Consider the following 14389-nt stretch of genomic DNA (forward strand, 5'->3'; position numbering starts at 1 on the left):
AGGCGCGCGCCCGCGCCCGCTGCCACGACCACCGCGGCCGCCTCGTCCTGCCCGGCTTCGTGGACACCCACCTGCACTATCCCCAGGCCGGCATCGTCGGCGCCTTCGGCCGGCAGCTCCTCGACTGGCTCACCGACCACACCTTTCCGGCCGAAGCCGCCTTTGCCGATCCGGCCGAAGCCGCACGCAGCGCCGCCTTCGTCGTCGAACGCCTGCTCGCCCACGGCACCACCACCGCCTCGGTGTTCGCCACCGTCCACGCCCACTCCGCCGACGCCTTCTTCGCCGCCGCCGACGCCCGCCGGCTACGCATGCTGTGCGGCAAGGTGCTGATGGACCGCAACTGCCCGGCGCCCCTGCGCGACAGCCCCGAAGCGGGCCTGCGCGACAGTCTCGCCCTGATCGAACGCTGGCACGGCCGCGGCCGCCTGCGCTACAGCGTCACCCCGCGCTTCGCCCCCACCTCGACGCCCGCGCAACTGCGCGTCGCCGGCGAACTCTTCGCCTCGCGGCCCGATCTGCACCTGCAGACCCACCTCGCCGAGAACCACGCCGAACTCGCCTGGGTGGCCGAACTCTTCCCCGAGCGACGCGACTACCTGGACGTCTACGCCCATTTCGGGCTGCTCGGGCCACGGGCGATCCTCGCCCACTGCGTCCACCTCGACGACGCCCAACGCCGGCGCATGGCCGCCAGCGGCGCCGCCGTCGCCTTCTGCCCCACCTCCAACCGCTTTCTCGGCAGCGGCGACTTCGATTACGCCGCCAGCACCGCCGCCGGCCTCGCCGTCGGCCTCGCCAGCGACGTGGGGGCCGGCACCGGCTTCAACCTGCTGCGCACCCTGGGCGCCGCCTACGACGCCGGCCAGGCCCACGGCACGCCCCTGTCGGGCCTGCGCGGGCTCTACCTCGCCACCCTCGGCGGCGCCCGCGCGCTGGGCCTCGACGCCTGCATCGGCAACTTCGAGCCCGGTCGCGAAGCCGACTTCGTCGTCCTCGACTGGGCCGCCACGCCCGAACTCGCCTGGCGCATCGAGCACTGCCGCAGCCTCGCCGAACGCCTGTTCGCGCTGACGATCCTCGGCGACGAACGTTGCGTCGTCGCCACCCACGTGCTCGGCGAAGCGGCCTGGCAGCGCGGCGACGCTCAAACCACCGCCGGCAAGCCCTTGGGGTTCGGCCCGTAGGCGTTGCTGCCCGCCTCGCTGTCCTTCACCAGGAAGAACAGCAGCACCAGCACCCCCACCAGCGGAATGAAGCCCAGCAGCACCCACCAGCCCGACTTGCCGATGTCGTGCAGGCGGCGCACCGTCACCCCCAGACTGGGCAGGAACACCGCCAGGCTGTACAACCCGCTCAGCCCCTCGCCCCCGCTTTCGCCGCCGAACAACTCGCCCAGCAGGCGCATCGCGATCATCGCCAGCAGGTTGAAGAGCTGGAACATCCAGTATTCCTTGCGCTGCGCGCGGCCACCGAACTCGACGTACTGTCTGAGCACCTTCAGATACCACTCCATGCGCCTTCTCCTTGCGGTTGCGGGAGCCAGCCTCCCGGCGACGACGATAGCATGAGACGCGCGCCGCGCCGGCGGTCGCCCCCTTCACAGCGCGGCCCAACCGGACTACCTTCGGGGGCAGCCCTGCCCGTCCGCCCCGCCGCCATGCCCGCCTACCTCCGCGCCCTCGCCTCCCGCAACTACCGGCTGTACTTCGCCGGCCAGCTCGTCTCCCTCGCCGGCACCTGGATGCAGCAGATCGCCATGGTGTGGCTGGCCTACCGCCTCACCAACTCGGCCTTCGTGCTCGGCGTGGTCGGCTTCGCCAGCCAGATCCCGATCCTCGTCTTCGGCGCCTTCGGCGGGGTGATGACCGACCGCCTCGACCGCCGTCGCCTGCTCATCGCCACCCAGGCCCTGTCGATGCTGCAGGCCCTGCTGCTGGCGCTGCTCGCCTGGCGGGGCGCCGCCACGCCGGCGCACCTGATCGTGCTGGCCTTCGGCCTCGGCTGCATCAACGCGCTGGACGTCCCGGCCCGACAGTCCATCGTCGTCGAGCTGGTGGACGACCGCGACGACCTGCCCAACGCCATCGCCCTCAACTCGTTCATGATGCACGCCACCCGCTTCGTCGGCCCGGCGCTGGCCGGCTGGGTCGTGGCGGTCACCGGCGAAGCGGTGTGCTTCCTGCTCAACGCCGCCTCCTATCTGGCGGTGCTGCTGGCCCTGCGGGCGATCCGCCTGCCCGCCGAAGCCGCGCGCAAACCGTCCGCGCCGCCGCTGCAGGCCCTGCGCGAAGGGCTCGCCTACAGCGCCGGCCACCCGCGCATCCGCTCGTCGCTGCTGCTGATCGCCAGCCTGAGCCTGCTCGCCACGCCCTACACCGTGCTGATGCCGCTGTTCGCCCGCGAAATCTTCGGCGGCGACGCCCGCCTGTTCGGCCTGTTGATGGGCTGCGCCGGCGCCGGCGCGCTGTCGGGCGCGGTGCTGCTGGCGAGCCGCACCGACACCCGCGGGCTCACCGGACTGGTGGGACGCATGGCGCCGCTGGTCGGCGTCGCGCTGGCGGGCTTCGCGCTGTCCACCTCCCTGTGGCTGACGGTGCCGATCCTGGTCTGCCTCGGCTTCGCCATCCTGCTGTGCGTGGCGGGCAGCAACACCCTGATCCAGACCGCGGTTAACAACGACTTCCGCGGCCGGGTGATGGCGCTGTTCACGATGGCCTTCCTGGGCCTGGCGCCGATCGGCAGCTTCGTCGTGGGCAGCCTCGCCCACGCCTTCGGGGTGCGGCCGACGCTGCTCGTCTGCGGCCTCGTCACCGTCGGCGCCGGCCTGTTCTACCGCCGCCATACCCGGACCCTCGCCCGCAACGGCGCAGCCCGAGCCTGATCCGCGCAGGCGCGGACGCCCCCGATCCGGCACCCGAGTCGTGCAGCGGCGCACGACTCGGGTGCCGACCCCCTTGCCCGGGCGCGGCGGCGGCCCTATCTTGACCGCTCATAACAATAAATTTCAGGGAACCGTCCCATGCCCCACGCGTCCCATGCCGCCGCCCAGACCTGGAAGCTGGTCGGCGAGCACACCGCCGCGCCCTTGCGAGCCATCGTCGGCGACATCGTCCGACAGCACAAGGCCGAGATGGCCGCCGCCTTCTACGGCTTCATGCTCGACGATCCGAGCGCGCGCCCCTTCCTGTCCGTGACCACCGTCGAGGCCCGCCTCAAGCCCGGCCTGCAGCGCTGGATGGAAGTTCTGTTCTGCACCACCACCGAGGAAGAACTCGCCGCCGCCCTCGCCATGCAGCGCCACGTGGGCGAGGTCCACGCCCGCGCGCAGATTCCGGTCGGCCTCGTGGCCAAGGGCTTGCGGCTGCTCAAGCAGCACATCAACGCGCATCTGGTCGCCACCTCGCTGGCACGGGAGGAACTGGTGCACGCCGTGCTCTACGTGGACATGCTGGTGGACGTGGCCTTCGCCGAAATGAGCAGCGCCTTCATCCAGTTCTCCGAGCGCAGCGTGCGCACCGACGAGGCCTTCCGGATGTTCGCCGCCGGGCGTGACCTGGCGCTGGAGCGCGAAAAGCAGTCGGTGGCGATCCTCGAATGGGAGGCGCGTTTCTACCGTATCCTCGCCGCCGGCAGCATGATCGACGAGATGCCGACGCTGCAGGAATCCGAGTTCGGCCTGTGGCTGCACCACAAGGCGCCGCTGCTGTTCGACGACTCGCGCGAGCTGCCGCTCATCAACGAATGCGTCGAGCGGGTGGACGAATCGCTGTTCCCGCAGCTCGCCCACGGCCTCGACCGCGATCCGCACTCGGCCCCCAACCGCGATCTGGCCCGCGCCGTGCTCACCCAGATCGAGGAGATCAAGTTCCTGCTGCGGGCGATGTTCGACCGCCTGGTCGATCTCGAGGTCGGCCGCGACGTGCTGACCCAGCTCTTCAACCGGCGCTTTCTGCCCTCGGTGCTCAAGCGCGAACTCAGCCTGTCGCGCCGCAACGGGCGGTCGTTCTGCGTGCTGATGCTCGACATCGACCACTTCAAGCGGGTCAACGACGCCCACGGCCACGACGCCGGCGACCGGGTCCTGCAGCACGTGGCCAACCAGATCATGAACCTCGTGCGGGGCAGCGACTTCGTGTTCCGCTACGGCGGCGAGGAGTTCATCGCGGTGCTGGCCTCGGTCGGGCTGGAGCAGGCGGCGGTGATCGCCGAGAAGCTGCGCGCGCAGATCGAGAACCAGGAGATTCCCCTCGCCCGCGGGCAATCGGTGCGCGTCACCACCAGCATCGGCATCGCCATGGACGACGGCCACCCCGACTACCAGCGCCTCATCGAGCGCGCCGACAAGGCCCTCTACGCCGCCAAGCAGGGCGGGCGGAACCGCATCGTGACGGGCTGATATGATGCGGCCGATTCCGCCGTCGCCCGCCCCGCCATGACCCAACCGCCCGGCCGCCGCGTGCTGTCGCTCATCCCCCCGATGACGCAGCTCAACACGCCCTACCCGTCCACCGCCTACCTCACCGGCTTCCTGCGTTCGCGCGGCATCGAGGCGGTGCAGGACGACCTCGCCCTCAAGCTCGTCCTCGCCCTGTTCTCGCCGGCCGGGCTCGACGCCCTGCTGGCGCGCACCCGCGCGCTGCCGGCCAGGAAGCGCCCGCCCGCGCTGCAATCCTTCGAGGCCCAGTTCGACCGCTATCGCGCCACCGTCGGCCCGGTGCTGGGCTTCCTGCAGGGGCGCGACCCGACCCTCGCCCACCGCATCGCCAGCCGCGCCTTTCTGCCCGAAGGCCCGCGCTTCGCGTCGCTCGACGTCTACTACGACCCGGACGGCGGCGACCCGCTGGCCTGGGCCTTCGGTGCGCTGGGCGTGCAGGACAAGGCGCGCCACCTGGCCACGCTCTACCTCAATGATCTGGCCGACGTGCTACGCGAAGCCGCCGACCCGCGCTTCGAGTTCGTCCGCTACGCCGAATCTCTGGCGATGGCCCAGCCCACCTTCGCGCCGCTGGCCGCCGCGCTGGCCGCCCCGCCCACGCTGGTGGACGAGACCCTCGCCGGCCTCGCGCTGGACGCCGTCGCCCGCCACGCGCCGCAGGTGGTGCTGCTGTCGGTGCCCTTCCCCGGCTCGGTGTACGCCGCCTTCCGCATCGCCCAGACCATCAAGGCCGCCCACCCGGAGATCGTCACCGTGCTGGGCGGCGGCTTCGTGAACACCGAGCTGCGCGAGCTCACCGAACCGCGCGTCTTCGACTACTTCGACTACGTGACCCTGGACGACGGCGAGCGCCCGCTCCTCGCCCTGCTCGAACACCTCGACGGCCAGCGCGGCAGGTCGCGGCTGGTGCGCACCTACGTCCGTGAAGAGGGCCAGGTGCGCTACATCAACCTCGCCGAGCCCGACATCCCCTTCGCCGAGGTCGGCACCCCCACCTGGGACGGCCTGCCGCTTGATGGCTACCTGTCGATCCTCGACATGCTCAACCCCATGCACCGGCTGTGGTCCGACGGGCGCTGGAACAAGCTCACCGTAGCCCACGGCTGCTACTGGAAGAAGTGCAGCTTCTGCGACGTGAGCCTCGACTACATCGGCCGCTACGACGCCGCCAGCGCCGAAATCCTGGTGGATCGCATCGAGGCCATCGTCGCCGAAACCGGCCAGACCGGCTTTCACTTCGTCGACGAAGCCGCGCCCCCCAAGATGCTCAAGGCCCTGGCCGAGGAGCTCGCCCGCCGCAATCGCAGCATCAGCTGGTGGGGCAACATCCGCTTCGAGAAGTCCTTCACCCCCGAGCTGTGCCAGCAGCTCGCCGACAGCGGCTGCATCGCCATCTCCGGCGGGCTCGAGGTCGCCTCCGACCGTCTGCTCAAGCTGATGAAGAAGGGCGTCTCGGTGGATCAGGTGGCGCGCGTCACCAAGGGCTTCGCCGACGCCGGCATCCTGGTGCACGCCTACCTGATGTACGGCTTCCCCACGCAGACCGTGCAGGACACCGTCGACGCCCTCGAATACGTCCGCCAGCTCTTCGACGCCGGCTGCATCCAGTCCGGCTTCTTCCACCGCTTCGTGTGCACCGTGCATTCGCCGGTGGGCCAGAACCCGGCCGAATACGGCGTCAAGCTCAAGCCGTTGCCGCCGATCAGCTTCGCCAAGAACGACGTGGGCTTCATCGACCCCACCGGCGTGGACCACGACGTGCTCGGCGTCGGGCTCAACAAGGCGCTCTACAATTACATGCACGGCATCGGCCTCGACGACGACGTGCGCCGCTGGTTCGACATCCGCGTTCCCAAACCCCGCGTCCCGCGCAACTTCATCGCCCGCGCGCTGGGCCATTGACCCCTTCCCGCCATGAAACTCACCCAGCTTCCCGTGGGCGCCCGCTTCGAATACGACGGCCAGGTGTTCACCAAGACCGGCCCGATGACCGCCGTCTCCGAGGCCGGCGGCACGCGCATGATCCCCCGCTACGCGGTACTCCGGCCGGTGGGCGACCTGCCGCCCCCGCCGCCGCCGACCCCCGCCCATCTGGTGGATGCCGACGCAGTGCGCGCGGCCTTCGACCTCTATCACACCGTCGTCCTGCGCCACGCCGACGACTTCGGCCGCCCCGCGCTGGAGGCCGCCCGCCAGCGCTTCCTCGCCAGCCTCGACGCGCCCGCCCCGCCCGCGTAACGCCAGCGCAACGCGCCGGTGGAAAGATGCCGCGATGCCCGCGCGCGCCGTGACGCCACGGCGGCGCGCAGGCAGAGACTTTCCGAATCCATCCATCCGCGGGGGCGCGCATGAGCAATCAGGACATCGGCGAGCTGCATCGCCGCCTGGAACGGGAGCTGCAGGACAGCTACGACGAAGAACTGGAACTGGAGCTCGACGACCGCCGCTTCGACGAGATCGGCGCGGGCGAATCCCGGCCGCCCAGCGACGACGAGAAAGCCGCGCGGCGCCGCTACTTCACCGAGCTGCTGCGACTGCAGGGCGAGCTGGTCAAGCTGCAGGACTGGGTCGCCACCAACCGGCACCGGGTCGTGATCCTCTTCGAGGGCCGCGACGCGGCCGGCAAGGGCGGCGTCATCAAGCGCATCACCCAGCGCCTCAACCCCCGGGTGTGCCGCGTGGTGGCGCTGCCCGCGCCCAACGACCGGGAACGCACCCAGTGGTACTTCCAGCGCTACGTCTCGCACCTGCCGGCGGCGGGCGAAATGGTGCTGTTCGACCGCAGCTGGTACAACCGCGCCGGCGTCGAGCGGGTGATGGGCTTTTGCTCGGACGACGAGTACGAGGAGTTCTTCCGCTCGGTGCCGGAGTTCGAGCGGATGCTGGTGCGCTCGGGCATCCAGCTCATCAAGTACTGGTTCTCGATCACCGACGACGAGCAGCACTTCCGCTTCCTGTCGCGCATCCACGACCCGCTCAAGCAGTGGAAGCTGAGCCCGATGGACCTGGAGTCCCGCGCCCGCTGGGAGCGCTACACCGAGGCCAAGGAGACGATGCTGGAGCGCACCCATATCGCCGAGGCGCCGTGGTGGATCGTCCAGGCCGACGACAAGAAGGCCGCGCGCCTGAACTGCATCCACCACCTGCTCGAGCAGATTCCGTACGAGGAAGTGGAGCGCCCGCTGGTCGAGCTGCCGGCGCGGGTGCGCCACCCCGACTACGTGCGCCACGAGGTGCCGCCGGAGATGTTCGTGCCGGCCTGGTTCGGCTGAACGCCGCCCGGCGCCGGCGACTCAGTCGTCGGCGAGGTTGTTGAAGAGGCGCTCGAGGTCCTGGCTCAGGCGCTTGAGCTGGGCCTCGGTGAAACCGGTGTAGCCGCGCACGAAGATCTTGTGGGTGGCCTGCTGGATGTCGGCCAGCAGCTTCTCGCCGCGGGGCGTCATCGCCACGTCGGTGATGCGCGCGTCCTCGACGTTGGTCGAGGTCTGCACGAGTTCGTCCTCGCGCATACGCTGGACGATGCGGGTGATCGTCGACAGCTTGATGACCGAGTGGGTGGCGATCTCCGAGATGCTGAGGGTGCCGTGGTTCTGCAGCAGCAGCAGCACGCGCCGGGTCGGCACGTCGGCGCCGAGCTTCTTGAGGATCTTCTCCATCTGGTGGTTGTAGATCCGGTGCGCCCGGGCCAGCCAGTAGAACGGGAATTCCTCGTAGCGGAAGTCTTCGCTGGTCGGCAGGAAACGGCTGTGTTTTTGCGCGCGCGTCATGGGATGGGGACGGAAGCTCTCGGAACAGGCGCCGCCCGGTCTGCCCGACCGGGCGGCGCACCGGCTGCAGCCGCGCATGATACTCGCTTGCAGGCCGGGCGCGGGCGACGCCGCTCAGCCGTCCTCGTAGGGGCCGGCGCCGAGGCCGATGGGCGCCGGGGCGGCGGCCACCAGGCGCGAGAAGATCCGCGCGAAGTCGTCCGGTTCGCGGGGCTCGCGGGTGCCGCTCATCGGGTCGGCGGCACCGGCGAAGCCGGCGTTGGCGGCGGCCCAGTCGTCGGCGGTGAAATGCTTGCGCACCAGCGGCAGGATCTCCCGCTCCTCGCGTAGCATGTGGTCGCGGTAGAAATCGGCGAAGGCCTCGAAGGCCGCGACGAAACCGGCCAAGCCCTCGGGGGCGCCGTCGATGTAGCGCTGCACCGCGTCCTCCAGCGCCTTGATGCGCGCGTTGCCGTGGGCGTGCTCGTCCTCCAGCCGGTCGAGCGCGGCGGCGCCCTCGCCGGTGCGCCGCCGCAGCGGGGCGAAGATGAACGCGTCCTCCTTGGGGTGGTGGCGCTTTTCGGGGTAAGCGTCGAGGTACTGCACCATCGCGCGCAGCAGCGCCTTGTCGGGCTGCAGCGTGCCGGCGCCGATGTCGCGCAGCATCAGCCGGATGGCGTGCAGGATCGCGGCCAGCGACTGGTGTTCGTCGAGCAGGATGCGCAGGGCTTCCATGGGGTCGGGTCTCCTTGGGGGCGATCAGGTGGACAGCAGCGCCTGGTGCTTGCTGCCGAAGCCGAGGTAGGCCTCGATGACGCGGGGGTCGTCGGCCAGCGCGTGGGCCGGGCCGTGCATGGCGATCTGGCCGGTTTCGAGCACGTAGGCGTAGTCGGCCACCTGCAGCGCGGCGCGGGCGTTCTGCTCGACCAGCAGGATCGACACGCCGCGGCGGCGCAGCTCGGCGATGATGCGGAAAATTTCGCGCACGATCAGCGGCGCGAGGCCCAGGCTCGGCTCGTCGAGCATCAGCAGCTTGGGCTTGGCCATCAGCGCGCGGCCCACCGCGAGCATCTGCCGCTCGCCGCCCGACAGGGTGCCGGCAAACTGGCCGCGGCGCTCCTTGAGGCGCGGAAACAGCGCGTAGATTTCCTCCATCGTCGCGGCGTGGTCGCGGTGGCCGCCACGATGGCGCTGGAAGGCGCCCAGCAGCAGGTTGTCCTCGACGCTCATCTCGCTGAACAGCTCGCGCTTCTCGGGCACCAGGTTCATGCCGCAGGCGACCATCCGCTCGACCTCCGGCACGCCCTCGATGCTGCCGTCGAAGCTCACCCGACCCTTCGAGCCGAGCACGCCCATGATCGCCGACAGCATCGTCGTCTTGCCTGCGCCGTTGGGGCCGATCACCGTGACGATCTGCCCCTCGCCCACCGTCAGGCTGGCGTTGCTGAGGGCCTCGACCTTGCCGTACGAGACGCACAGGTCGCGGATTTCCAGCACGTTCTTGCCGGTCTGGCTCATCACTCCACTCCTCCGAGATAGGCTTCGAGTACCGCCGGGTCCCGCTGGACCTCGTCGGGCAGGCCTTCGGCGATCTTCTGGCCGAACTCCATCACCACCACCCGATCCACCAGGTTCATCACGAAATCCATGTCGTGCTCGACGATCAGGATCGCCAGCCCTTCGGCGCGCAGCTTGCGCAGCAGCCCGCCGAGGGCCTCCTTCTCCTTGAGGCGCAGGCCCGCCGCCGGCTCGTCGAGCAGCAGCAGCGAGGGGTCGGCGCACAGGGCGCGGGCGATCTCGAGGATGCGCTGCTGGCCCAGCGCCAGGCTGCCCGCCTCGACGTGCATGAATTCGCCCAGGCCGACCCGCTCGATCTGGCTGGCCGCCTCCTTGAGCAGACGCGCCTCCTCGGCCCGGTCCAGGCGCCACGCGGCCGGCAGCACGCCGCGGCTGCCGCGCAGGTGAGCGCCGATGGCGACGTTCTCGAGCACGCTCATCGTCGGCAACAGCTTCACGTGCTGGAAGGTGCGGCTCATGCCCATCCGCGCGATGGTCCGCGAATCCTTGCCCGCCACCGGCTGGCCGAGGAACAGCACCTCGCCGGACGTGGGCGTATCCACGCCGGAGAGCTGGTTGAACATCGTGCTCTTGCCGGCGCCGTTGGGGCCGATCAGCGCCAGGATCTCGCCGGCCTTCACGTGCAGGCTCATGTTGTTGTTGGCGACCAGGCCACCGAACTTGCGGGTGACGTTGCGGGCCTCGAGGATCACCTCCCCGGCGGCCGGCGGCGAGCGGCGCGGCAGCGCCGGCGCGGCGGTGTCGATCGCCCGGGTGGCCGCCCGAACCGGCACCAGGCGCCGCAGCAGCGGCCACAGCCCGCCGCTGGCGCGCTGCAGCACGACGATCATCATCAACCCGAAGACGATCACCTCGAAATTGCCGGCCTGGCCCAGCAGCTTGGGCAGGATGTTCTGCAGCCACTGCTTGAGCACGGTGATCACCCCGGCGCCCACCAGCGCACCCCACACGTGGCCGGCGCCCCCCACCACGGCCATGAACAGGTATTCGATGCCGATGTTGAGACCGAACGGGGTCGGATTCACGAAGCGCTGCATGTGGGCGTACAGCCAGCCCGAGGTGCAGGCGTGCAGCGCCGCGATCACGAAGATCACCATCCGCGAACGCGAGGTATTCACGCCCATCGCCTCGGCCATCACGATGCCGCCCTTCAGCGCCCGGATCGCGCGGCCCTCGCGGGAATCGAGCAGGTTCTGGGTGGTCAGCACCGCCACCAGCAGAAAGGCCCAGATCAGGTAGAAGATCCGCTCGCCGGTGTCGAGCGCCACGCCGAACACGCTGATCGGCGGAATCCCGGTGAGCCCCGAATGGCCGCCGAGGCTTTCGGAGGTGCCGAACAGGAAGTACAGGCTGAGCCCCCAGGCCATCGTGCCCAGCGGCAGGAAATGGCCCGACAGGCGCAGCGTCAGCGACCCCAGCACCACCGCCACCAGCGCGGTGACGCTCAACCCCGCCAGCAGCGTGAGCCACGGCGAGGCGCCGAGCCAGGCCAGCCACGGTGGCAGCGCCGGCAGCGTGGTGAGCGCCGCGGTGGTGTAGGCGCCCAGGCCCACGAAGGCGGCCTGGCCAAAGCTGGTCAGCCCGCCGACGCCGGTGAGCAGCACCAGGCCGAGGGACACGAAGGCGTACAGCCCGATGTAGTTGAGCAGGGTGATCGAGAACGGCGAGAGCACCAGCGGCGCCACGGCCAGCAGGGCCACGAAGCCGCCGAGCACCACGCGCGGGGACAGGACGGGTTTCATTCTTCCTCCTCCACGTGGCGGCTGTTGAGGGAGCGCCACAGCAGCACGGGAATGATCAGGGTGAAGACGATGACCTCCTTGTAGGCGCTCGCCCAGAACGACGAGAACGACTCGAGCTGCCCCACCAGCACCGCGCCGAGGGCGGCCAGCGGATAGCTGCCGAGTCCGCCGATGATCGCCGCCACGAAGCCCTTGAGCGCCACCAGGAAGCCGGTGTCGTAGTAGACGGTGGTGATCGGCGCGATCAGCACGCCCGACAGTGCGCCGATGAAGGCCGCCAGGAAGAACGTGAGCTTGCCGGCCAGCGACGGCGAGATGCCCATCAGGCGCGCGCCGAGCCGGTTCATCGCGGTCGCCCGCAGCGCCTTGCCGTACAGGGTGCGCTCGAAGAACTGGAACAGCGCGCCGATCAGCGCCACCGACACGCCGACGATCACCAGCGTCTGGCCCGGCACCATCAACGGCCCCATTTCGACGACGGCGTCGGAAAACGCCGGCGTGCGCTGCCCCTCGGCCCCGAAGAACAGCAGGCCCAGACCGGCCATCGCCAGATGCGCCGCCACCGAGACGATCAACAGGATCAGCACCGGCGCCGAGGCGATCGGCTGATACACCAGCCGATACAGCTGCGGCCCCATCGGCACCACCACCGCCAGCGCCAGCAGCACCTGCGCCAGTTGCGGCAGGTCCGCCAGCGGCAGCGCCGACAGCAGCGCGGCGAGCCCCGGCGGATAGGCCAGGTTCCAGCCGGCCACCCCGAGCAGACGGCCGGCACGTCCGCCCCGCAGGGCCGCCATGCCATCCACCACCGTCACCACCACGCCGAGGCCGACCAGCAGCCACAGCGTCGCCGGCACCTGGCCGGCCTGGAGCATCGCCAGCGTCAGCGCGCCGTAGGCGACGAACTCGCCCTGCGGAATGAAGATGACCCGCGTCACGGCGAACACCAGCACCAGTGCCAGCGCCAGCAGCGCGTAGATGGCGCCGTTGGTGATGCCGTCCTGCACGAGCATCAAAGCAATCTGAAATTCCATGGAAAACCCTCGAACATGACACCGTCCCGCCCGTCGGCGCGGGAAGCGGGCACCCCGTCAGCGGAGGTGCCGGGGCCGGCCGGCCTCCACCGGCCGGCGGCAGCGCGCACTTACTGGATCAGCGTCCACTTGCCGTCCTTGACCGCGATGAGCTCGCGACCGCGCTCGTCGAAACCGCTGTGGTCGGCCGCGGTCATGTTGTAGACGCCCTGGGTGGCCGGCATGTCGCGGGTCTGCTCGAGGGCGTCGCGCAGCGCCGTGCGGAAGGCCGGCGTGCCCGGCTTGCCCTTGGCGGCCGCGGCAGGGATCGCGTGCTTGAGCAGCAGGCCCGCGTCGAACACGTTGCCGCCGAAGGTGGCCGGCTTGACGCCGTACATCTTCTCGTAGGCCTGCACGTAGTCGGTGGCGATCTTCTTCGACGGATGGCTGTCGGCCACCTGATCGAGCACCAGCATCAGGCTCGCCGCCAGCACCGTGCCCTCGACCTTCTTGCCGCCGAGCTTGATGAACTCCGGCAGCGCGGCCCCGTGGGTCTGGTAGAACTTGCCGCGATAGCCCTGGTCGTGCAGCGTGATCTGCGGCAGCACCGCCGGCGTGCCGGGGGCGGCCACCAGCACCGCGTCGGGGCGGGCCATCAGGATCTTCAGGCCCTGGGCGGTCACCGAGCTGTCGCTGCGCTGGAAGCGCTCGTTGGCAACGACCTTGATGCCCTTGCGGCCGGCGCTCTCGGCGAACACCTTGGCCCAGTTCTCGCCATAGGGGTCGGCCGAACCGATGAAGCCCACCGTCTTGATGCCGCTCCGGGCCATGTGGCCGACCAGCGCGTCGGCGATCAGCTGATCGTTCTGGGTGGTCTTGAAGACCCACTTCTTCTGCTCGTTCATCGGCAGCACCACCGCGGCGGTACCCACCGGCGCCAGCAGGGGGACGCCGGCGTCGGCGACGAACTGGATCACGCCCATCGCGTTGGGCGAGCCGGACGGTCCGATGATGGCGTCCACGTTCTCCTCGCTGATCAGCTTCTTCACCGCCACCACCGAAGCCGTCGGGTCGCTGCCGTCGTCCAGCGGAATGTACTGGACGCTGAGATTGCCGACCTTGGTGGGCATCAGCGCCACCGAGTTCTTCTGGGGAATGCCCACCATCGCCACCGGCCCGGTGGAGGACGAAATGACACCGACCTTGACCTGGGCCCAGGCAGCCCCGGAACACAGCGCACCACGGACATTCATCCTCAGCACGCTTCGTGCCATTTCCCCGTCAATTGGCCGATTCGCGGGAATGGCGGGTTTTCGGGGCCCCGGCCATTACATCCCGGGACGGCGCTGCCATATTGCAGTGCGATATCGCGAAATATCGCACCATTCCCGTGCGCGTCCGGCTCACCGCCCGAGGGATTTGGCGGTGACGCCGTGCATACCGAAATCGGTATTCGCCACGTCGAAGATCATGACCCGCACCGGCGCCGGCGGAATCGCCAGCACGTCGCCCACCACCTGCGTCACGCCGGCGATCAGCGCCGCCTTCTTTTCCTGGCTGCGCCCGGCCACCAGAAAGGCGTCGATCGTCGGTCCGCCCGGCGATACCGGGCCGCCGGCACGCGCCTCCGCGGCCAGCGTGACCCCGCCGACGCAGACGTGATCGAGGGGCAGCTCGATCAGGAAAATGCGCACCGAGGCGATCGGCGCGGCAAGGCTGTCGGCCACCACCGCGCTCATGCGCGTCAGCAGCGCTTCCTTCTGTGCCGCCGAATGGCCGGCGGGCAGATAGACATTCAGATTGGGCATGGATGCCGCCTTTCGGAAATGCGATTGCGTCGATGGGCGCGAAAATTGGAATCCAATTGCGCCG

Annotated in this window: 14 protein-coding genes; 6 read left to right on the forward strand and 8 right to left on the reverse strand. The window is 69.8% G+C overall.

Annotated features, from left to right (window positions below; all coding sequences use genetic code 11):
• Nucleotides 1-1187, forward strand: a 1187-nt coding sequence (gene guaD, locus ACE3P2_RS16065; RefSeq protein WP_374266278.1) for a guanine deaminase, incomplete at its 5' end; no start/stop codon positions are given.
• Here guaD and ACE3P2_RS16070 read toward each other — a convergent pair.
• Nucleotides 1148-1516 carry a DUF805 domain-containing protein gene (locus tag ACE3P2_RS16070; RefSeq protein WP_374266280.1) on the reverse strand — a complete coding sequence of 123 codons (369 nt, stop codon included), beginning with the start codon at nt 1514-1516 and terminating at the stop codon, nt 1148-1150. The two genes, guaD and ACE3P2_RS16070, sit on opposite strands and share 40 nt — an antisense overlap.
• A 144-nt stretch (nt 1517-1660) precedes the next feature.
• On the opposite strand from ACE3P2_RS16070, the gene ACE3P2_RS16075 reads away from it, so the two are divergent.
• The 5 genes from ACE3P2_RS16075 to ppk2 all read left to right on the forward strand — a co-directional run bounded on the left by ACE3P2_RS16075 (nt 1661) and on the right by ppk2 (nt 7710).
• Nucleotides 1661-2884 carry an MFS transporter gene (locus tag ACE3P2_RS16075; RefSeq protein WP_374266282.1) on the forward strand — a complete coding sequence of 408 codons (1224 nt, stop codon included), beginning with the start codon at nt 1661-1663 and terminating at the stop codon, nt 2882-2884.
• 138 nt (nt 2885-3022) lie between these two features.
• Entirely contained in the window at nt 3023-4399 is a 1377-nt protein-coding gene (locus ACE3P2_RS16080) for a diguanylate cyclase (protein ID WP_374266284.1), read from the forward strand.
• Between the two features lie 36 nt (nt 4400-4435).
• Nucleotides 4436-6340 (forward strand): radical SAM protein, encoded by a 1905-nt coding sequence (locus ACE3P2_RS16085; protein ID WP_374266286.1) that lies wholly within the window; start codon nt 4436-4438, stop codon nt 6338-6340.
• Nucleotides 6341-6352: 12 nt separating this feature from the next.
• Nucleotides 6353-6676, forward strand: a complete 324-nt coding sequence (locus ACE3P2_RS16090; RefSeq protein ID WP_374266288.1) for a hypothetical protein — start codon at nt 6353-6355, stop codon at nt 6674-6676.
• Nucleotides 6677-6786: 110 nt separating this feature from the next.
• Nucleotides 6787-7710 carry a polyphosphate kinase 2 gene (gene ppk2 / locus ACE3P2_RS16095; protein ID WP_374266290.1) on the forward strand — a complete coding sequence of 308 codons (924 nt, stop codon included), beginning with the start codon at nt 6787-6789 and terminating at the stop codon, nt 7708-7710.
• 21 nt (nt 7711-7731) lie between these two features.
• Here the strand turns inward: ppk2 and ACE3P2_RS16100 are convergent, their stop codons facing one another.
• The 7 genes from ACE3P2_RS16100 to ACE3P2_RS16130 form a co-directional block, all read right to left on the reverse strand.
• Nucleotides 7732-8205, reverse strand: coding sequence for a MarR family winged helix-turn-helix transcriptional regulator (locus ACE3P2_RS16100; RefSeq protein ID WP_374266292.1), 474 nt, complete (start codon nt 8203-8205; stop codon nt 7732-7734).
• Between the two features lie 114 nt (nt 8206-8319).
• Complete coding sequence (locus ACE3P2_RS16105; protein ID WP_374266294.1) at nt 8320-8919, reverse strand: hemerythrin domain-containing protein; 600 nt, start codon at nt 8917-8919, stop codon at nt 8320-8322.
• A 24-nt stretch (nt 8920-8943) separates the two neighbouring features.
• Nucleotides 8944-9702 (reverse strand): ABC transporter ATP-binding protein, encoded by a 759-nt coding sequence (locus ACE3P2_RS16110; RefSeq protein ID WP_374266296.1) that lies wholly within the window; start codon nt 9700-9702, stop codon nt 8944-8946.
• Complete coding sequence (locus tag ACE3P2_RS16115) at nt 9702-11504, reverse strand: ATP-binding cassette domain-containing protein (protein WP_374266298.1); 1803 nt, start codon at nt 11502-11504, stop codon at nt 9702-9704. The genes ACE3P2_RS16110 and ACE3P2_RS16115 overlap by 1 nt, the downstream gene beginning before the upstream one ends.
• Nucleotides 11501-12538: a branched-chain amino acid ABC transporter permease gene (locus ACE3P2_RS16120; protein WP_374266300.1), complete on the reverse strand. Its 1038-nt coding sequence runs from the start codon at nt 12536-12538 to the stop codon at nt 11501-11503. Before ACE3P2_RS16120 ends, ACE3P2_RS16115 begins: the two co-directional genes overlap by 4 nt.
• A gap of 110 nt (nt 12539-12648) precedes the next feature.
• Nucleotides 12649-13770 carry an ABC transporter substrate-binding protein gene (locus tag ACE3P2_RS16125; protein WP_374266302.1) on the reverse strand — a complete coding sequence of 374 codons (1122 nt, stop codon included), beginning with the start codon at nt 13768-13770 and terminating at the stop codon, nt 12649-12651.
• Nucleotides 13771-13920: 150 nt separating this feature from the next.
• Entirely contained in the window at nt 13921-14325 is a 405-nt protein-coding gene (locus tag ACE3P2_RS16130; RefSeq protein ID WP_374266304.1) for a tautomerase family protein, read from the reverse strand.
• Nucleotides 14326-14389 lie beyond the last annotated feature (64 nt).

It is taken from the genome of Zoogloea sp. (assembly GCF_041911615.1).
Classification (GTDB): Bacteria; Pseudomonadota; Gammaproteobacteria; order Burkholderiales; family Rhodocyclaceae; genus Zoogloea.